Below are 17729 nucleotides of genomic sequence, written 5' to 3'. Positions count from 1 at the left end.
TTGCAGAGATAGCGTTATGTTTTCAAATCTAAGTAAGAGCGTTCGCCAATACATGTTGGTGACTTTTAACTACTGGAACTTCACCATTACTGATGGTGCACTTCGCATGTTGGTGGTTCTGTATTTTTACGACCTTGGCTACAGTTCGTTAGAAATCGCCTCACTGTTCCTTTTCTATGAATTCTTTGGTGTGGTGACTAACCTAATCGGTGGCTGGTTAGGGGCGCGTCTTGGCCTCAATAAGACCATGAACATTGGGTTAGGCATGCAAGTCGTCGCCTTGGGTATGCTCGCGGTGCCAACGGCAATGCTGACCATTCCTTGGGTCATGGCGGCGCAAGCCTTGTCTGGTATCGCTAAAGACCTCAATAAGATGAGTGCCAAGAGCTCAATTAAGACTCTGGTTCCTGATGAACAACAAGGCGCGCTTTATAAGTGGATTGCGATTCTGACCGGATCTAAGAATGCGCTTAAAGGGGCAGGCTTCTTTATTGGTGGTTTACTGCTTTCAACGATTGGCTTCCAATACGCCGTGCTCGCGATGGCAGCCGTGTTGGCATTGGTCTTCGTTGGCAGTGTGTTGAGCTTAGAAGCGGACATGGGCAAAGCGAAAACCAAGCCTAAGTTCAAACAGATCTTCTCTAAGTCTGAATCCATCAACATCCTATCCGCAGCACGTATGTTCCTGTTTGGCGCTCGTGATGTGTGGTTTGTGATTGCTTTGCCGATTTACCTAGGCAGTGTGTTTGGTTGGGATCACTCATGGGTTGGCGGTTTCTTAGCTGCTTGGACTATCGCTTATGGCTTTGTACAGGGCATAGCGCCGAAGATTACTGGTAAAGCTCAAGGTAAGGTGCCAGATGGCCATGCCGCGCTGTTATGGGCTGGTGCGCTGGCTATAGTGACCGCTGCTATCGCTTATGCGGTACAGATTGGCTGGCAACCCGAGTTAGTTATTATCGGTGGCTTGATGGTGTTTGGTGTCATCTTTGCGGTGAACTCATCACTTCACTCATATTTGATTGTGAGTTATGCGAAAGGCGATGGCGTTTCTCTTGATGTCGGTTTCTACTACATGGCAAACGCGATGGGCCGTTTGATTGGCACGATATTGTCGGGCTTGGTATTCCAAATGGCAGGTTTGTCTGCGTGTCTGTGGGTTTCCTTCGCATTCTTGGCGATAACGACGGTGATCTCTCTGCGTTTACCGAAAGTGCCGCAAATTTCAGCGGCATAAGCTTCAGCCACATGAGCCTCATTTGTGAGAGCTCAAGTCGCAGAAGCTAGAGTCGTATGAGCTAAATTCGCGATAAGTATCTCCTTTAACACTAAGCTGACTTGGTATTTATTCCGGTCAGCTTTTTTATTGCTATAGTAGAATGATTGAATATTAATCAGGCATTTACATGAAGCAGCGAATTCTCTTTTTTGATTTAGCACGATGTGTCGCGGCCGTAGCGGTTATCGCGATTCATGTTTTGGCGCCTTATCGCAATGAGTTGGGCACTATTCCTTTTGGTGAATGGCTTACTGCCATTACGGTAAACGGTTTCAGCCGCTGGGCAGTACCTGTGTTCATTTTGATTACTGGCGCACTGATGCTCAGTGATCAGCGCCCGTTTGACGCCAAATACTACCTCAAGCGTCGTTTGGGCAAGGTACTGATACCTTTCATTGTCTGGTCGCTTTTCTATACCTATCTGTCGGGCTGGTCGGCAATGGGCTTTGATGCCGACGTCAGTTGGGACGTGTTGCTTAATAGCTACCATCATTACACCTATTACCACCTTGGTTTCTTCTATTACTTCATCCCACTCTATTTTGTGATTCCGTTCTTGCAGATCATGGTTAGAAAGTACGGTGATAGATCGGTCTATGCCTTTACGGCGGTATGGTTGTTCACAACATTGCTGTTCTTACTGAAAATCGATGGCCCTTGGAGTCACGAATTGTGGTTGTACACCGGTTACTTACCATTGGGTTACTTGCTGTATAAGATTGTGCCACTTAACAAGATGACCGTTGGCGTGAGTGTGTTACTGGGTGGGCTAGCGTTACTAACCACGGTTTACATGGTGGTTGATGCAAGCTTGGTAGCAGAAGAGTACACGGTAGGGCGCTGGCTATCTTACAAAACGTTGAATACCGTATTAGCCGCGAGCATGGTGTTCATGGTATGCCGTTACTATGGTGAAGGCCTGTCTGAGAAGAGTAACCAAGTGGTTGGCTTTATCAGTAAGCACAGCTTAGGTATTTACCTGCTGCACCCGATTTTCTTGTGGCCGATGAAAGAGTTTGGTTGGTACCAAGGACATCCGGCATGGTTTATTCCATTATGGATTGTGATCAGCGGAGCTGGCGCATTATGGATGAGCTGGTTGGTGTCTAAGTCAGAGAAAACGCGTTGGTTATTGCCTTAGCGGTGATTGCTAAGGCTTTCTGATGGATTGCTTAGGGACGACAGTTGAAGCGGCTGACGTTTAGCGCTTCAACGCAAAGTGTAAGAACTTATCGCCTTGGTAGGTTAAGGTTCCTTTGTCGCCAGGGTTAAGGGCGTGGAAATAGTGGATGCCGACTTGGAATTCTCGCTTCGGACCAACCACACCACGTTGAACATAAATCCAATACTCTTGGTCTTCTTGACCTGGTTCTGCATCAGGAAGGTCGATGGATTGTTTATCTAATACCGTGACGTTCACTTTCTTTTCTGGTGCGTTCTCGCCTTGCATGTGTTTTCGATAGAAACCAATAAATACCCAAGCCGCTAGAGCAGCGAGAGCAAAGATGGCAAAAAAGAGTGAATTAGGCATATAACCTCCATGTAGTCGTGATGGTTATTCTAGTCTTTCAGGCAATAGGGATATGTGTTTAAAGCCGTTATTCGTGAACTGTTGTAAGCCAAGCTGATTATTTTTCGGCAGACATCACATTTAATGGTCAGTTTGGGATAAAGCATTGTTATTTATTGTCTCTTTCTCTCGTAAATAACAGTGATTTTGTATAAGAATAGGGAAATGCTCGACTAGAATTATAGTGTGGAGTGGGAGGGCTAAGATGACCGATATTGAAAAAGTGGTGACAAGAACTCGCAATATAGAGAAATTATTGAGGCTTCAATATCATGCCGAAGGCGAAGGATTGCATGAGCTTGTAACAAGCTGTGAAGAAAGGCTACCGCACGATATGGTGAGCAAGCTGCGCTATATCGCAACGTGTCGTAATAAGGTAGTCAATGAACATGAGGCTAAGTTGGAAGACCAACATAAGTTCATCATGATGTGTAACGACTGTGAGAAGGAGCTGACTCCACGTAGTGGTCGTTTTATCTGGCGAGTTGCGATCTTACTGATGATGGCAATGACTTTAGCTGCCGCAGGTTTCTATTATGCGAACTGGGATGTGCTAACACTGCATCTGTTTTCGAAGTGAAAAAATTGAACAAAAAAAGGGACGCTCATGGCGTCCCTTTTTTTATCTGTAACTTGCTTAGTACATCATCGGTAGTGTCATTAGACCTACAACTACCGCGATCATTACAAGTCCTTGTCTTTGCGAAGATGAAATCATAACACTACTCCTAAATTTGGTTGTCTCTCGCTATGTTTTAAAGAATAGCACTACTTATGGCCTTAGATCAAGAATTACTTTCGAAAGCTTTAAAAGTAGTAGAAAACTATGAGTTTTTGGCTTGTTTGGCAGTGTTTAACTGTGTTTTATGGTGTGTTCTTAATTTGTTCGTTGTGATTTATGTTTGTTCTGATTTGATTTAACTTGTTGTTTTGTAATGGTTGTTTTGTGTAATTTATATTGTTAAAGGTTGTTAAACTGTATTAATAGAGGTTGGTGGTGGCTAGGTTGGTTTTGGTTGGTTTTTTAAGTTTTCGGCTTGGTTTTTGTGGCGATTTTTACCGGAGGCTTGAAATAACCTGACAAAACTGGGCATTAAAAAAGAAAACTGGCTACTTTACAAGTCTAGGCTTGGTTGGCGTTTTTATTTTCCTATTAATCTTGAGTTTGTTTATTTAAGTTATTGTTATTATTTACTTTAAATGTGGTTATTTTAATTTTTTAAGTGTGGTATTTGACGGAATTAGGCCGGTTTTGGTGGGGTCGATAGGTTAGAATTGGCCAAAATTCAAGTATGGCGACTCTAATGCCAGTTTGAATGGGTTTTATGATGATTCGTTCTAGTTTTAAACGAATGGCCATTGTCATGGTGGTAATTGTTACGACTTCAATCTAAAGAGACTCTTTTTAGTGGAAGCGTAATCAAGATCCAATTTTGAGGGGCTGAGGCTTTACATCAACACTCGTGTGCCTAGACTGGCGACGATTTAAAGCAATAGGGCAAGTGGTATGTGGAGTTGGTTAGCGGTTTCCTTATCTGGTATCGGAGCAATAGCAGGAACGAAACATGGACATATCGGTCAGGCCTTATCGTATAAGGTATTTACCTTTGTATTATTAGCGACAATTGCTTTAACTCAGTCGGTTGTGGCTGACTTTACCTATTGGATAGTTGCGGGGTTGGCTATCTCTGCGATCGCAGATGTGCTTCATACTCTCACTCAAAAACGCCCTCTGCATTTTGTCTGCTTCTTATTGGCTCAACTCTGTTACAGCAAAGCTTTTTGGTTACAGCTATCAGGTGAAATGGTTTGGTGGTTGTTCGCGCTGTTATTGGCAGCTTGCGTTGTTGCTTTCTTTTTACTGCTGCCACGCTTAGACAAACTCGTTTTTCCCGTGGTCATCATGGGCATTGTGCTTATTCAGTTAGCATGGGCTTCTGGTGAGGTTTGGCTGCTGGATCCTCAGTTATCACACGCGGTCGGTTTTGCTGGCTGTAGCGTGCTGCTCCTTTCGGCCTTAGCTTATGCGCTAAACAGTTACCGCAGCCCAATCAAGGGCGCTTACTTTTGGGTAACGGGCAGTTACTTTCTCGCACACGCATTCATCGTCGCATCGATTACTATTTAGGGTAGAGCTCTCTCAAGCCTGAGCTACATCAAAACGGCGTTGCTAAAACTCGGTACTCTACGTGTAATTCATTAAACATGAGATTGAGTTATGACGACTGAAATTCACGCACACAACGTTTTAAACCTGCTTAGTGAAAAGCCACTGACTCGCGAAGAGCTAACATTAGCGCTTGCTCAAACCTATGGCGAAGAAGCTCGCTTCTATACTTGTAAGCTCAATGGTCTGGATTTAGATAGCCTGTTGAAGTTTTTCTTGAAGATGGAAAAGGTTGTCGTTGTCGATGATAAGCTTTGCACTAACCGCGAACGTGTGTGTAATCACTAATTCTTAGTGGCTTGTTTTATTCGTGAATAAAGAGTGGGTGCATGTTTCGGCTCCACTCTTTTCATTACCTTTCAATCTGCTTTCGCTAATTTGCCTTCTTATAGCATCCCCTTTTAAAAGCATCAGTTAACCCGCTTATCACTGCGTTCGAAAATCAATGTTGAGGCTGCTATACTCCGCGCACTTACGCTTTTCGAGACAAACTTATGGAAATCTTATCTGCAGCAACCATGCTGTTTCTTATCATGGACCCGCTTGGCAACTTGCCAATCGTGCTCTCTATCCTTAAGCATATTGACCCGAAGCGTCGCCGTATTGTTCTGATTCGTGAGCTGATGTTCGCACTGGTTATCTTGCTGCTGTTCTTATTTGCGGGTCAAAGCATCATGAACTTCCTGCACGTACAGCCTGAAACCTTGAGTATTTCTGGCGGTATCATTCTATTTATCATCGCGATTAAGATGATTTTCCCAAGCGCAGGCAGCATTACTGGCCTTGCGGCGGGTGAAGAGCCGTTTATTGTGCCGATGGCGATTCCTATGATTGCAGGTCCGTCAGTGATTGCTGCACTGATTCTGCTGTCGACCCAGCATCCAGACAACATGTTAGAGCTTTCAGCGGCTGTGATGCTGGCTTGGGGCGCTACCTTCTTCATTCTGATGTTTAATGGCTTCTTCCTACGAGTACTAGGTGAGAGAGGGCTTAAAGCCATCGAGCGCTTGATGGGCTTGTTACTTGTGATGCTATCGACTCAAATGTTCTTGGATGGCGTGAAGGGCTACATGGGCTAGTGTTGCTACCATTACTCAATAAAAAAACGCCGCTCTACTGAGCGGCGTTTTTGTATCTGTTTCTTCGGTTTTTATTTCGATTACATCATGTGCTTACGACGGATATCGAGTAGGGCAAAGACTCCGAAAATCAATATTGACCACTTCTCCCAACGTGACATCTCGATCTTGTCGCCGAAAGCACCGATGAAAATCAGCATCTGCAGGCCGTGCATGAAGAACAAGAATGCTGTCATGATATAAAGCGCAATCGCAGCATTACCCGGGAACGGGTAGAAAATATTTACGATCAAGATAAACCAAACAAAGGCGATGGCTGCTTTTGCTAGTGGAAGCAAGAACTTCATTCAATAACTCCTATTCTTCAGTAATTCGATTGAACAGTCGGTAGCTTGACTGTCCGGTGGTCTTATCGCGATGCAATTCCCAGTTCTCTGGCATAGCTTCGAGTTTCAGTTCTTTCTCTGTCTCGACGTAAATGATGGCATTGTCTGCAAGCCAACCGTTACTCTCAAGCAGTTGTACTGTTTCTGCCAGTAAGCCTTTGCGAAATGGTGGATCAAGGAAAACCATATCGTAAGGAGTGCCTGGTTTCTTAAGGAAAGAGATAGCATCAGTATTCACGACATTAATGTTGTCTGCCTTGAGCTCTTTCGCGTTATCAGAAAGCTGTTTAGCCGCCTTTTGATTCATTTCGAGCAGTGTCACCATTTTGGCTTGGCGAGAAGCTGCTTCAAAACCTAGACCGCCAGAACCGGCAAATACATCCAAGCAAGTTGAATGTGGGATATCTTGAGCCACCCAGTTAAAGAGTGTTTCTTTTACTCGGTCAATGGTTGGGCGTAATCCTTCTAAATCATGAACAGGCAGCTTTCTACCTCTCCATGAGCCACTAATAATTCGAACAAAGCCTCCGGATGGCTTTTTTTGTGATGTGTTTTGCTGGCGACGTCTTACCATAGATTTTTTGACCGCTAATAAAGTGATACTATACCGAGCCCAATTTAAGTGGGTTCGTGTATTAAATAAATTTGCAATGACAAAGTGTATCAAGCTAAAAGCAAACTTATCACTGCTTTGTCATTTTTCTTTACTATTCGTTTGTACAAGCTTGTATTGTATAACAATAGCAAAGAGTCGACGTGTATTAAGTCAATACAGCTAATTAGTAGATCTAGGAAACTCCTCTGATGACGGAAAAAAAGAAGCGCGGATTATTATCGTGGCTTGGTTTTGGTGAAGAAGAACAAAGCCCAAAAACTCAGAATGAAGCGAACGTAGAAAGCGTTGAAGATCAAACTGAAGTTGAATCACAAGTTGAGGCTGAACAGGTCGCGCCTGAAGCTGAACAAGTTAAGCCAACTGAATCTGAGCAAGCGCTTGAAGAAGCTCAACAAGAGCAGCAACCTGTCGCAGCAGAAGCAGAAGCAGAAGCAGAAGCAGAAGCAGAGGCAGAAGCAGAAGCAGAAGCAGAACAGGAAGAAGTGGCAGTTCCTCAAGCTAAGGTTGAAGAAGTACAAGAGAAGCCGACAGAAAGCTTCTTTGCTCGTCTTAAGCGCAGCCTAAGCCGCACTAAAGCAAACATCGGTGCTGGTTTCTTTGGTCTGTTCAAAGGCAAGCAAATCGATGAAGACCTGTTTGAAGAGCTAGAAGAGCAACTTCTGATTGCTGACGTGGGTATGAATACCACGGTTAAGATCATTGAAAACCTGACAGAAAAAGCATCTCGCAATGACCTAAAAGACGGTGAAGCGCTTTATGGTCTGCTCAAAGAAGAGATGGCAGACATCTTAAGCCAAGTGGAACAGCCACTGGTTGTTGATACCACTAAAACACCTTACGTTATCTTAATGGTGGGTGTGAACGGTGTAGGTAAGACAACTACGATCGGTAAGCTGGCGAAACAATTCCAAAATGAAGGCAAGAAAGTGATGCTAGCAGCGGGTGATACCTTCCGTGCTGCAGCCGTTGAACAGCTTCAGGTTTGGGGTCAGCGTAACGATGTGCCAGTTATCGCTCAACACACTGGTGCGGACAGTGCGTCTGTTATCTACGATGCGATTGAAGCAGCGAAGGCTCGTGGTGTTGATGTTGTGATTGCTGATACAGCCGGTCGTTTGCAGAACAAGAGCAACCTGATGGAAGAGCTACGCAAGATCGTTCGTGTAATGAAGAAGATTGATGACTCTGCGCCACACGAAATCATGCTAACGCTCGATGCAGGTACAGGTCAGAACGCTATCAGCCAAGCGAAGTTGTTCAGTGAAGTGGCTCCAGTTACGGGTATTACACTGACTAAGCTAGATGGTACGGCGAAAGGTGGTGTAATTTTCTCAATTGCTGACCAGTTCCAGATTCCAATCCGCTACATTGGTGTGGGTGAAGGTATTGATGACCTGCGTCCATTTGAATCTAAAGACTTCATTGAAGCACTATTTAGCCGCGAAGAGTAACGCGAGTAGCAAAGTGGTTTATCCTTAATCTGCTACCGTTTTTAAATTTGATATTAGTGATCGTAAGAGGAATTTTCGGTGATCAAATTTCAGCAAGTGAGTAAAGCCTACCGAGGTGGAAGACAAGCGCTCCAAAAAGTGGACTTTCACCTGAAACGTGGAGAGATGGCTTTTTTGGGTGGGCACTCTGGGGCTGGTAAAAGTACCTTGCTGAAGTTGATCTGCGCGATAGAGCGTCCAACTGATGGACGTGTCTGGTTCAACGATCACGATATCACTCGTATCCCAGCCAAAGACATTCCTTTCTTACGCCGTAATATTGGGATTGTTTTTCAAGACCATCGCCTGCTGATGGACCGTTCGATTTTCGATAACGTCGCTCTGCCTATGCGTATTGAATCTATTTCTGAAAACGAAATAAAACGCCGAGTCAGTGCTGCGTTGGATAAAACCGGTTTATTAGATAAAGCCCGTTGTTTGCCAAGCCAACTTTCTGGTGGTGAACAACAACGCGTGGGTATTGCTCGCGCCGTGGTTAACCGTCCAACTCTGCTTTTAGCCGATGAGCCTACCGGTAATCTAGACCCTGAATTATCTAACCGTGTGTTGCGATTATTTGAAGAATTCAACCGCGCAGGTGTGACGATCATCCTAGCGACGCATGATATCGGGTTAGTGAACACTCGCCCTCAGTACCGCCATCTTGAATTAAACCAAGGATTTTTGAGTGAGGTTGAAGACTATGGCCGCGAATAAGCGCATCAAAAAACCTCAATCTAATCGAGCAGCAAACCGCGCTTCAAGCGACGGCTTCTTTGTTGTTCACTGGAAACAAGCCAAGTCATCGTTCTCGCAAATGTGGCAGCGCCCGTTAGGCAACTTACTGACCCTTGCGGTGATCTCTATGGCGTTGGCGATGCCAGCTTGTTTGTACCTATTAGGTAAAAATGTAGGGGAAGTGGCGCAAGATGTCACTAGCCCGTCACAAATAAGTGCTTATGTAGAGGATGGTATTCCTGAGCCACGAGTAATGGTGCTTAAGGATGAAATCGAAAGTTGGGATCAAGTTGAGCTCGTGGAGTACATTTCTCCGCAGCAAGGGCTTGCAGACCTCAGCCAGTATTCTGGTTTTGAAGACGCCCTAACCATTCTCGACGATTATTCACTGCCAGGTGTGCTGGTGATTACGCCAAGCGTGCACAGCGATACCTTAATTAAAGAGCTGGCAGGCACAGTTAAACAACAAGAATTAGTGACCGATGTTCGCCTAGACGAAGATTGGTTAGCGCGATTAGATGCGATCAAAGCATTAGCGGCTGTCATCGTGATTACCTTAACGGTATTGATGCTGGGCGCGGTATTTCTGATTATCGGCAATACACTACGATTTAATGTGTTGGCGCATAAAGAAGAGATTCAAACCATGAAGCTGATTGGTGCGACCGACAGCTACATTCTTCGACCATACCTTTATGCTGGGATGTGGTTTGGCGTTTTAGGTTCGATTAGCGCTTGGGTAATGACGGCATTGATTACCGTATTGCTGAACAGCGCGGTGGATGATTTGGCTCAGCTATACGACAGCCACTTCCGTTTAATTGGCCTGAGTTGGGATGAATCTTTACTGCTTTTGATCGTCGGAACTCTGCTTGGTAGTGTGGCTGCAAAGCTTTCTGCACAGCGTCACCTAAAAGAAATTGAACCAGTTTAGGTGAATAGAGTCATATTTAGACGAAAAATAGGCACTTCTTAACCAGTTTTTGCCTTGTATAGACGAATTGATTATGCATAATTACTTCCCCCTCCTTGAAACCTGTTCATTTTAGGTTCAAGATTGTAGGGTTTTAATAGATGTATTACTCCAGATCAGAGATTGATGAGGAACCGAATGGCAAACCAAGCGTATCAAATGGCTTTAGTCACACAAGATAGTTTAGATAGCTATATCCGCTCAGCGAACAGCTACCCTATGCTGACTCCTGAAGAGGAACGTGGACTTGCAGAGCGATTACATTACAAAGGTGAGATCGACGCTGCGAAAGGCTTGATCCTTTCCCACCTAAGATTCGTGGTGCACGTTGCAAGAGGCTACTCTGGCTACGGGCTACCAATGGCTGATCTCGTCCAAGAAGGTAACATCGGCTTGATGAAGGCTGTTAAGCGCTTCAATCCAGAAGTTGGTGTTCGTCTCGTCTCGTTTGCTGTTCACTGGATCAAAGCTGAAATCCATGAATACGTTCTACGTAACTGGCGTATCGTTAAAATTGCGACCACTAAGGCACAGCGTAAACTGTTCTTTAACCTTCGTAAGTCTAAAAAGCGTTTGGGTTGGTTCAATAACGGTGAAGTTGAGACGGTTGCTCGTGAACTGGGTGTTGAGCCTTCAGAAGTTCGTGAGATGGAATCTCGCTTAGCAGCACAAGATGCGACGTTTGAAGCGCCTATGGACGATGACGATGGCGGTTCTGCTTACACTGCTCCAGTTTACTACCTAGAAGACAAGGCGTCAGACGTTGCTGAGACGGTTGAAGCGGCTAACTGGGAGTCACACACCAATAATCGCCTAGGGCTAGCACTAGCAAGCTTAGACGAGCGTAGCCAACACATTGTTCGCTCACGTTGGTTAGACGACAACAAGGCAACCCTGCAAGACTTAGCGGATACCTACAGTATATCAGCTGAGCGTGTTCGCCAGTTAGAAAAGAATGCGATGAAGAAATTGAAACAAGCCGTTGGTGATTTCTAATAGCATCTAGTTTCTATTAGCTTCTACTTTCTAGTAGAGCTAACAAATAGCTGAATTTTGAAAAGGCCGAGATCGAGAGATCTCGGCCTTTTTGTTTTGGATCGATTTCTCAACTTTTGCGATCGAAATTTGCAAAATGATTTTGTGGATAACTCTGTGAGAAGTTTATTCGTCAGCTATCTAAAAGCAGTGTGTAGTAAGGCTTTGACGGGGTTTTTCGAGTGGGGATATGTTTCAGTTAACCCACAGTTAGATCAGGATCATTACTACATGTTGTGGATCTATTTTTGAAAAGACACTTTATTCACGCAATTCACAGATTTATCCACAAATGGTGTAAAAGTGATCGCTGGTGGATAACCTTATTAAGTGGATGTGAATGTTAGCCTTGGGATAGGTTACAATGGCAGCAAAGTAAATCAGTATAAAAAGAGAAAGTCATGGACCAGTTTAAACATATCGATGTTAAAGGCGCTCAAGCCCTCATCGAACAAGGCGAAGCTCGACTTGTCGATATACGTGACCCGCAGTCTTTTGCGGTTGCCCACCCAAAAACAGCCTACCACCTGACTAACGATACGATGGTGTCATTCATGGATGAGGTTGAGTTCGAACAACCTATCTTAGTGATGTGCTACCACGGCATCAGTAGCCAAGGTGCGGCACAATATTTAGTGAACCAAGGCTTTGAAGAGGTATATAGTGTTGATGGTGGTTTCGAAGCTTGGCATCGTGCTGAACTTCCAGTGATCGCAGGTTAATGACTTTCATCACCTGAACCGCCTCAAGCATCCCTCATAGATGAATAGGAAGTAACAATGATTAGATTGATGGTGTTAGACAATCCACGTCTTGCTCAAGCATTTATTGATTATATGGCCTCTCGTCAGATCCCTATTCAGATGTCTCCAGAGGGAGAAGGGCGTTTTGCTCTTTGGCTTCTTGATGGCCAATTTCAGGTTGAAACCGAAGCTGAGCTGAATCGTTTTCTGGCTGAGCCCAATCATAAGCGCTATCAAGCTGCATCTTGGGACATGGCAGAGACCAGAAAGAGCAACTTCCATTACCACACGCCAAGCTTCATGGGCATGATCAAAGCCAAAGCAGGCCCAGTGACACTAAGCCTGATGTTGGTGTGTGTGGTGATTTTTGCGCTGCAACAGATCGGTTTTGGCCAAGCTATTTTCAATGCCCTACATTTCCCAGCGGTGGATGGACAGCAATGGCAGCTGTGGCGTTGGTTGAGTCATGCCGTTCTACATTTCTCTGTTATGCACATCGCATTTAATATTTTGTGGTGGTGGCAGCTAGGTGGAGACATTGAGAAGAAACTTGGCAGCCTCAAGCTACTTCAGATCTTTGCTGTCTCTTCTGCGCTTTCAGGTGCTGGGCAGTATTGGGTTGAAGGGGCGAACTTCGGTGGTTTGTCTGGTGTTGTGTATGCCTTGGTTGGTTACTTATGGGTGGTTGGTGCGAAGGCGCCACAACTTGGTTTAGGTATCCCAAGACAGATTGTCGGCTTTATGTTGGTGTGGTTGGTGCTTGGGTACATGCAGCCATTTATGGCTATCGCCAATACGGCGCATTTAGCTGGTCTAGCCGCTGGTGTGATTATTGGCTTTATCGATGCGATGAAAGCACCAAGCTCGGCAAGAAGCTAATTCATATCTTCTAATGAGTAGCCAAACGATAGAGACAAAAAAAGCGGCCAGATGAGCCGCTTTTTTATTGGGATTCGTTTTACATCATTACTGATAAAGGTATTTGGTAAACAGTAAGTCAGCAATCAGGGTTTTACCTGTCTCTGGAAGCAAAATCTTGTTGAGGTGTTCAACTAAGGATTTTCTTAAGTCTTCACGGCCAGATAGAGATTTAATGGTTTCTTCGTTTTGTTTGCCAAGCAATTCAATCACCGCATCGCGAATCAGTGGTTGGTGATGCTCAATAGCGGCCAAGTCGCTACTATTTGCCACCATGATGTCGAGGCGAACCTGAATGTAGCCCAGTTTTTTACCTTTAGTGTAAAAATTGGTGGTCAGGTCTGGCTCTAGCGTGAAGTAGGCGAGTTTAGCTGCCGACTCCTCTTCCGCGAAACTTGATGCTGAAAAGAGTAGGGTAATCGCAAGAAATATTTGGGCTACATAACGTTTGTGCATATTTGTGACTTTTCTTTAGTTTATTCGCGATATTCGAAACGCATTAGTCTTGTTACAATGAGCGGTCTAAATCTAAATACGTTTACAATTCGAAGAACGCTTTAATTTTGTTCGAAAGTTGAAGCTTTATTGTACGTGTAAAGTCACCTATTGAATACTAGTATGAATCAGCCAATATCGCTGTATCTTAATTCGTTAATGAATGTAGATTGGCAAAGTACAGAAACATTTGATTTTCCTAATGAAACCACCAAAGAGTGGCTGATGGAGCAAGGTTCTCTTTCCCGCAAGTTGGGGAAGTGCTGTCAGCACCTGTCTGTTGAGTTGCTTCATAATCAAGTTGTAGAACGCTCAATGCTGCAACAAGACGAGGAACATCTTTTATCATCGTTTGATTGCTTACTGCGTAAAGTGATTTTAAAGGGTGATGACGAACCGTGGGTGTTAGGTCGAACCTTGATTCCCCGAGTCACATTAGAAGATCATCAGCACTCAGACCTTTCTCAACAAGGTAATGTCCCGCTTGGATTGACCGTTTTTAGTGCTGAGAACGTGGAGCGAGATGCGCTGCAAGTTGGTTGGGTTATCGCAGGCGATGAGCGATTACTCGCGCGTCGTTCTCGATTATGGATGAACCATAAACCGATGCTTGTGGCAGAACTGTTTTTACCAACATCACCCATTTACTCTAAGGAGAGTGTGTAAATGCTTGCCACCAAAGCGAAGGCGTATTGGCAATTAACGCGAATGAATCGCCCGATTGGTACCCTATTACTCCTTTGGCCGACCTTGTGGTCACTGATTATCGCCGCACAAGGTATGCCTGATTTTGATGTCTTGGTTGTTTTTGTACTCGGCGTGGTGTTGATGCGTTCAGCTGGCTGTGTGATCAATGACTTTGCGGACCGTAAAGTAGATGGTCATGTTAAACGTACCAAGCAGCGTCCACTGCCGTCTGGTTTGGTTTCCAGTAAGGAAGCGATTCTGCTCTTTTTAGTGCTAGCCGTAGTTTCATTCTTGCTGGTACTCACCATGAATCCACTGACCATTAAGCTCTCATTTATTGGTGTGGGTCTGGCGTTCATTTACCCTTTCATGAAGCGTTTTACGCATCTTCCACAGTTGTTTCTTGGCTTAGCGTTTAGTTGGGCGATACCAATGGCTTGGGCGGCACAAACCAATGAACTGCCAAGCATTGTGTGGTTTGTCTTCGTGATTAACGCGTTGTGGACGATTGCTTACGACACGCAATATGCGATGGTTGACCGAGATGATGACTTGAAGATTGGTATTAAATCGACGGCTATTTTATTTGGTCGCTTCGATAAACTGATTGTTGGCTCTTTGCAACTCGTCACCCTAGCGATGCTGATTGCGTTAGGCATGCATTACCAACTAGGAGATACCTTCTATTGGGCACTGTTGGTAGCGGGAAGCTTATTTGTGTATCAACAACACCTGATGCGCCACCGTGATCGAGACCTATGCTTCCAAGCCTTTCTAAACAACAACTATGTTGGAATGGCAGTGACAGCGGGCTTGTTCATTACCTTCTGGTAAGCATCCGCTTTTCGAGTTAACGAACGCTAAAGAAAAAGGCACCCATTGGGTGCCTTTTTTGATCGTGTTCGGTCTCGCTATTCAAGAGATTCTAAGCTGATGATTACTCCGCTTGGTGGATACTCTCTTGAATCGTCAAACGTACTTCAGGGTAAAGCATTGAGTAGAGAAGCTTAGCGAATTGCTGAGTCTTGTCTAAATCACAGTTACCATCGTTATCCAGATATTGCTGTTGTTTCAGAGTTGCGAACATCGACGCAAACACGCCTTTATCGAAGAACTCTGGTGCATTGATGCCTTGCAGACGACCAAGTCGCTGTGCAATGTCTTGGCTCTTCTGTTCAAGATCGGATTTATCCAGATCAGGGTTCTCTGCTAACAGGTTCAAAGCAATAGAGTAGCGTTGTAGCGTTTCTGAAATCGTACGACCTAACAGCATCAGTGCTTGGCTGTTTGATTGGTTGATGGTGACTTCATTATCAGAAACCACAAGCATACCTTGGTTAACCAGCTCTTCAATGATGTTAGAAACCACGCCTTCAAGCTTGTCTTCGTCGTAGCTTAGGAACAGCTCTTTCTTCAAGAACGGGTAGATAGCAGCAACGTTCTCTTGGATCGCGTCAATTGATAAACCGCGTTGACGAATAGTCATCTGTGCAATTAACGATGGCAGAGCAAACAAGTGAATGATGTTGTTTCGGTAGTAGGTCATCAGAATTGACTGGTGACGGTCTAGCGAAATGATGTCGCCCATTGAGTCTGATTCAATCAAGAACTTGTTCAGTGATTCAGCATGTTTTACTAAATCTTCAGCGCTGTCTTTTGGCACAGTGAACGTTGCCGAATATGGAACATTCTTAAGCAGAGACAGGTAGCAATTAATCTGAGAAACCAAAGAGTCACGAGACAATGCGCGCTGTCTTGAAGCCAATAGTGCCGTTGCACAAAGGGTCAGGGCATTGGTCGCTGCCGCATCGTTAATGTGCGTCATCATTTTGGTCGCCAAGTCATTAACCACCGGGTTCATCCATTGTGGTTTGCTAGTGCCCATTGGGTCGATGTCTTTGGTCCACTCAGGTGAGTGTTCATTCAGGTATTGGTTCAGTTGAATTGGCTCACCGAAGTTCACGTAGCCTTTACCAAAGTTACGCAGCTTACGAATGGTACGAATCACTAAGCTCGCGTTTTCTTTCTCTTTACGCTTACCACGAAGTTCTTTTGCGTAAGTCGCCACTTCCATCACGTGCTCGTAGCCGATGTACACAGGAACCAAAGTCACCGGGCGATTCATGCCGCGCAGCATCGCTTGAATAGTCATCGCCAACATGCCGGTCTTCGCTTGCAATAAACGACCTGTACGAGAACGACCACCTTCACTGAAGTACTCTACTGAGTAACCTTTAGCGAACAACTCCGCTAGGTATTCACGGAAAATCGTCGAGTACAGCTTGTTGCCTTTGAAGCTACGACGAATAAAGAACGCACCACCATGACGGAAAATAGGACCGGCAGGGAAGAAGTTCAGGTTGATACCCGCAGCGATGTGCGGAGGCACCATGCCTTCGTGGTAAAGCACATAAGAAAGCAGTAAGTAGTCCATGTGGCTACGGTGACAAGGCACGTAAACAATCTCGTGACCATCTTGAGCCAACTTACGAACCGTTGAAGCGTTGCTGATATGCAGGCCTTGGTACAACTTATTCCACAGCCAACCAAGAATCTTTTCACCACGCTTGATCAGCGAGTAAGAGAAGTTCGCAGCAATCTCGTCCATGATGTCTTGAGCTTCTTTGCTCGCTTTCTCGATCGAGATGTTCTTTGCTTGTGCTTCGTCTTCAATCGCTTTTTTGATCGCTTCTGATTTTAACAGGCGATCAAACAGAGCTTGGCGGCTTGGCAGGTTAGGGCCTGATGCTGCAAGCTTTTGGCGAGAGAAGTGAATACGTGCCACGCGCGCCAGTTTGTGCGCGATGGTGCTGTCGGTGCCGTGTGAGTTGGCCATGTAACGCAGAGAAACCACAGGACTAAAGCGAACCAAGCAGTCACGACCGGCTAGCAATACCGCTTTTGATTTCTCTAAGCCGTTCATTGCCTGTAGGTAAGGCTTCTGGTTATTCTCTTTACCAGGTTTGCGCCCCCACAAAACGGTAGCAGGGATAACTTGAACATCGAGTTCAGAGTCGTCGGCGTGCAGTGAAAGCAATTCAGAGAACACTTCAATTGAAGAGCTTGGTACATAATCATCGTCTTGCAGCAGAGTTTTGCGAGAAGAGATGAAAACGTAGCGTTGCAGTGATTTGCCGTTGATTTCAAGCTTGCTCAACGGATCAGGTAGGCCTAATTCAAGTGCATGTTTTTGCAATGTAAGAATGTCGACACTTGAGCGAAACGGTAAGGCGTATACAATCGGTTTGCTCAAATCAATGTTCAAATCCTCAACAGGGTTTGAAGGAATTGATGTGCCCTTTACCAATACGGATAAAGGTAGCTTCATTAATGAACGTGAAAAAGATTGTCCAGAAGACATATAGGTTCACTGCCTCAATAGTTATTTCAATGTGCTGAAGCGTATCTCTATTTCTCTGATAAAAAGGATAAATCCTATGAGTGAAATAGGGATAAGCCTAGGCGTAAATTTAATCGATGCAAGAATACCAGAAACTGGTCTAACCTTTTAATGGAAATAGTCATATTGCCGTTAAGTTTGTGGAAAATCATT

At 44.8% G+C, this 17729-nt stretch carries 19 protein-coding genes; 14 read left to right on the top strand and 5 right to left on the bottom strand.

Translation table 11 applies throughout. From position 1 onward, the window contains the following. Window positions 1–16: 16 nt before the first annotated feature. Both arsJ and AB4585_RS20020 read left to right on the top strand, forming a co-directional pair. Window positions 17–1237, top strand: coding sequence for an organoarsenical effux MFS transporter ArsJ (arsJ, locus tag AB4585_RS20025; protein ID WP_029235838.1), 1221 nt, complete (start codon window positions 17–19; stop codon window positions 1235–1237). Between the two features lie 169 nt (window positions 1238–1406). Then, a complete protein-coding gene (locus AB4585_RS20020) occupies window positions 1407–2420 on the top strand; it encodes an acyltransferase (protein ID WP_372155527.1) in 1014 nt (337 codons plus the stop codon). A 60-nt stretch (window positions 2421–2480) separates the two neighbouring features. Here AB4585_RS20020 and AB4585_RS20015 read toward each other — a convergent pair whose 3' ends face one another. Beyond that, on the bottom strand, window positions 2481–2810 hold the full coding sequence (locus AB4585_RS20015) for a DUF2500 domain-containing protein (RefSeq protein WP_372155528.1): 330 nt from the start codon (window positions 2808–2810) through the stop codon (window positions 2481–2483). A 244-nt stretch (window positions 2811–3054) separates the two neighbouring features. On the opposite strand from AB4585_RS20015, the gene AB4585_RS20010 reads away from it, so the two are divergent. The 4 genes from AB4585_RS20010 (at window position 3055) to AB4585_RS19995 (ending at window position 6095) form a co-directional block, all read left to right on the top strand. Then, a complete protein-coding gene (locus tag AB4585_RS20010; protein ID WP_004736595.1) occupies window positions 3055–3429 on the top strand; it encodes a hypothetical protein in 375 nt (124 codons plus the stop codon). A gap of 927 nt (window positions 3430–4356) precedes the next feature. Continuing rightward, entirely contained in the window at window positions 4357–4977 is a 621-nt protein-coding gene (locus tag AB4585_RS20005; protein ID WP_017061033.1) for a lysoplasmalogenase, read from the top strand. 90 nt (window positions 4978–5067) lie between these two features. Beyond that, window positions 5068–5304, top strand: coding sequence for a YecH family metal-binding protein (locus AB4585_RS20000; RefSeq protein WP_372155529.1), 237 nt, complete (start codon window positions 5068–5070; stop codon window positions 5302–5304). A 206-nt stretch (window positions 5305–5510) separates the two neighbouring features. Further along, entirely contained in the window at window positions 5511–6095 is a 585-nt protein-coding gene (locus AB4585_RS19995) for a YhgN family NAAT transporter (protein ID WP_017061035.1), read from the top strand. A gap of 80 nt (window positions 6096–6175) precedes the next feature. Here the strand turns inward: AB4585_RS19995 and AB4585_RS19990 are convergent, their stop codons facing one another. Next, a complete protein-coding gene (locus AB4585_RS19990; RefSeq protein ID WP_016784000.1) occupies window positions 6176–6442 on the bottom strand; it encodes a DUF1145 domain-containing protein in 267 nt (88 codons plus the stop codon). 10 nt (window positions 6443–6452) lie between these two features. Then, window positions 6453–7055 carry a 16S rRNA (guanine(966)-N(2))-methyltransferase RsmD gene (gene rsmD, locus AB4585_RS19985; RefSeq protein WP_017061036.1) on the bottom strand — a complete coding sequence of 201 codons (603 nt, stop codon included), beginning with the start codon at window positions 7053–7055 and terminating at the stop codon, window positions 6453–6455. Window positions 7056–7285: 230 nt separating this feature from the next. Between rsmD and ftsY the strand changes: the two genes are divergently transcribed. The 6 genes from ftsY to glpG all read left to right on the top strand — a co-directional run bounded on the left by ftsY (window position 7286) and on the right by glpG (window position 12955). Further along, entirely contained in the window at window positions 7286–8548 is a 1263-nt protein-coding gene (gene ftsY, locus AB4585_RS19980) for a signal recognition particle-docking protein FtsY (RefSeq protein WP_104216375.1), read from the top strand. A 78-nt stretch (window positions 8549–8626) separates the two neighbouring features. Next, the gene (ftsE, locus tag AB4585_RS19975) at window positions 8627–9304 is read left to right on the top strand and encodes a cell division ATP-binding protein FtsE (protein ID WP_004736585.1); all 678 of its coding nucleotides are present in this window, start codon (window positions 8627–8629) and stop codon (window positions 9302–9304) included. After that, window positions 9291–10259 carry a permease-like cell division protein FtsX gene (ftsX, locus tag AB4585_RS19970; protein ID WP_017061038.1) on the top strand — a complete coding sequence of 323 codons (969 nt, stop codon included), beginning with the start codon at window positions 9291–9293 and terminating at the stop codon, window positions 10257–10259. Before ftsE ends, ftsX begins: the two co-directional genes overlap by 14 nt. Window positions 10260–10436: 177 nt before the next feature. Continuing rightward, window positions 10437–11294: an RNA polymerase sigma factor RpoH gene (rpoH, locus tag AB4585_RS19965; RefSeq protein ID WP_017055518.1), complete on the top strand. Its 858-nt coding sequence runs from the start codon at window positions 10437–10439 to the stop codon at window positions 11292–11294. A gap of 440 nt (window positions 11295–11734) precedes the next feature. Next, the gene (gene glpE / locus AB4585_RS19960; protein ID WP_017061039.1) at window positions 11735–12055 is read left to right on the top strand and encodes a thiosulfate sulfurtransferase GlpE; all 321 of its coding nucleotides are present in this window, start codon (window positions 11735–11737) and stop codon (window positions 12053–12055) included. 57 nt (window positions 12056–12112) lie between these two features. Beyond that, a complete protein-coding gene (gene glpG, locus AB4585_RS19955) occupies window positions 12113–12955 on the top strand; it encodes a rhomboid family intramembrane serine protease GlpG (protein ID WP_017063770.1) in 843 nt (280 codons plus the stop codon). A gap of 87 nt (window positions 12956–13042) precedes the next feature. Here glpG and AB4585_RS19950 read toward each other — a convergent pair whose 3' ends face one another. Then, window positions 13043–13450 carry a flagellar basal body-associated protein FliL gene (locus tag AB4585_RS19950; RefSeq protein ID WP_017063771.1) on the bottom strand — a complete coding sequence of 136 codons (408 nt, stop codon included), beginning with the start codon at window positions 13448–13450 and terminating at the stop codon, window positions 13043–13045. A 162-nt stretch (window positions 13451–13612) separates the two neighbouring features. On the opposite strand from AB4585_RS19950, the gene AB4585_RS19945 reads away from it, so the two are divergent. Together AB4585_RS19945 and ubiA are read left to right on the top strand one after the other, a co-directional pair. After that, window positions 13613–14155, top strand: coding sequence for a chorismate lyase (locus AB4585_RS19945; RefSeq protein ID WP_164091128.1), 543 nt, complete (start codon window positions 13613–13615; stop codon window positions 14153–14155). After that, the gene (gene ubiA, locus AB4585_RS19940) at window positions 14156–15010 is read left to right on the top strand and encodes a 4-hydroxybenzoate octaprenyltransferase (protein WP_017061043.1); all 855 of its coding nucleotides are present in this window, start codon (window positions 14156–14158) and stop codon (window positions 15008–15010) included. It begins immediately after the preceding gene. 103 nt (window positions 15011–15113) lie between these two features. Here ubiA and plsB read toward each other — a convergent pair whose 3' ends face one another. Continuing rightward, window positions 15114–17537 (bottom strand): glycerol-3-phosphate 1-O-acyltransferase PlsB, encoded by a 2424-nt coding sequence (gene plsB, locus AB4585_RS19935; RefSeq protein ID WP_017071790.1) that lies wholly within the window; start codon window positions 17535–17537, stop codon window positions 15114–15116. Between the last annotated feature and the right edge of the window lie 192 nt (window positions 17538–17729).

It is taken from the genome of Vibrio sp. 10N.222.49.C9, from assembly GCF_041474985.1.
GTDB classification, from domain to species: Bacteria; Pseudomonadota; Gammaproteobacteria; order Enterobacterales; family Vibrionaceae; genus Vibrio; species Vibrio crassostreae_C.
Note: the sequence above shows the minus strand (reverse complement) of the source record. Positions and strands in the feature narration are given on the sequence as shown.

Bases quoted from the DNA above. Each gene is read 5' to 3' on its own strand.
- AB4585_RS20000 (WP_372155529.1), top strand. From the start codon at position 5,068: ATGACGACTGAAATTCACGCACACAACGTTTTAAACCTGCTTAGTGAA.
- AB4585_RS20005 (WP_017061033.1), top strand. From the start codon at position 4,357: ATGTGGAGTTGGTTAGCGGTTTCCTTATCTGGTATCGGAGCAATAGCA.
- glpE (WP_017061039.1), top strand. From the start codon at position 11,735: ATGGACCAGTTTAAACATATCGATGTTAAAGGCGCTCAAGCCCTCATC.
- AB4585_RS19945 (WP_164091128.1), top strand. From the start codon at position 13,613: ATGAATCAGCCAATATCGCTGTATCTTAATTCGTTAATGAATGTAGAT.
- glpG (WP_017063770.1), top strand. From the start codon at position 12,113: ATGATTAGATTGATGGTGTTAGACAATCCACGTCTTGCTCAAGCATTT.
- AB4585_RS19995 (WP_017061035.1), top strand. From the start codon at position 5,511: ATGGAAATCTTATCTGCAGCAACCATGCTGTTTCTTATCATGGACCCG.
- AB4585_RS20020 (WP_372155527.1), top strand. From the start codon at position 1,407: ATGAAGCAGCGAATTCTCTTTTTTGATTTAGCACGATGTGTCGCGGCC.
- rsmD (WP_017061036.1), bottom strand. From the start codon at position 7,055: ATGGTAAGACGTCGCCAGCAAAACACATCACAAAAAAAGCCATCCGGA.
- rpoH (WP_017055518.1), top strand. From the start codon at position 10,437: ATGGCAAACCAAGCGTATCAAATGGCTTTAGTCACACAAGATAGTTTA.
- AB4585_RS19950 (WP_017063771.1), bottom strand. From the start codon at position 13,450: ATGCACAAACGTTATGTAGCCCAAATATTTCTTGCGATTACCCTACTC.
- AB4585_RS20010 (WP_004736595.1), top strand. From the start codon at position 3,055: ATGACCGATATTGAAAAAGTGGTGACAAGAACTCGCAATATAGAGAAA.
- plsB (WP_017071790.1), bottom strand. From the start codon at position 17,537: ATGTCTTCTGGACAATCTTTTTCACGTTCATTAATGAAGCTACCTTTA.
- ftsX (WP_017061038.1), top strand. From the start codon at position 9,291: ATGGCCGCGAATAAGCGCATCAAAAAACCTCAATCTAATCGAGCAGCA.
- AB4585_RS19990 (WP_016784000.1), bottom strand. From the start codon at position 6,442: ATGAAGTTCTTGCTTCCACTAGCAAAAGCAGCCATCGCCTTTGTTTGG.
- ftsY (WP_104216375.1), top strand. From the start codon at position 7,286: ATGACGGAAAAAAAGAAGCGCGGATTATTATCGTGGCTTGGTTTTGGT.
- ubiA (WP_017061043.1), top strand. From the start codon at position 14,156: ATGCTTGCCACCAAAGCGAAGGCGTATTGGCAATTAACGCGAATGAAT.
- AB4585_RS20015 (WP_372155528.1), bottom strand. From the start codon at position 2,810: ATGCCTAATTCACTCTTTTTTGCCATCTTTGCTCTCGCTGCTCTAGCG.
- arsJ (WP_029235838.1), top strand. From the start codon at position 17: ATGTTTTCAAATCTAAGTAAGAGCGTTCGCCAATACATGTTGGTGACT.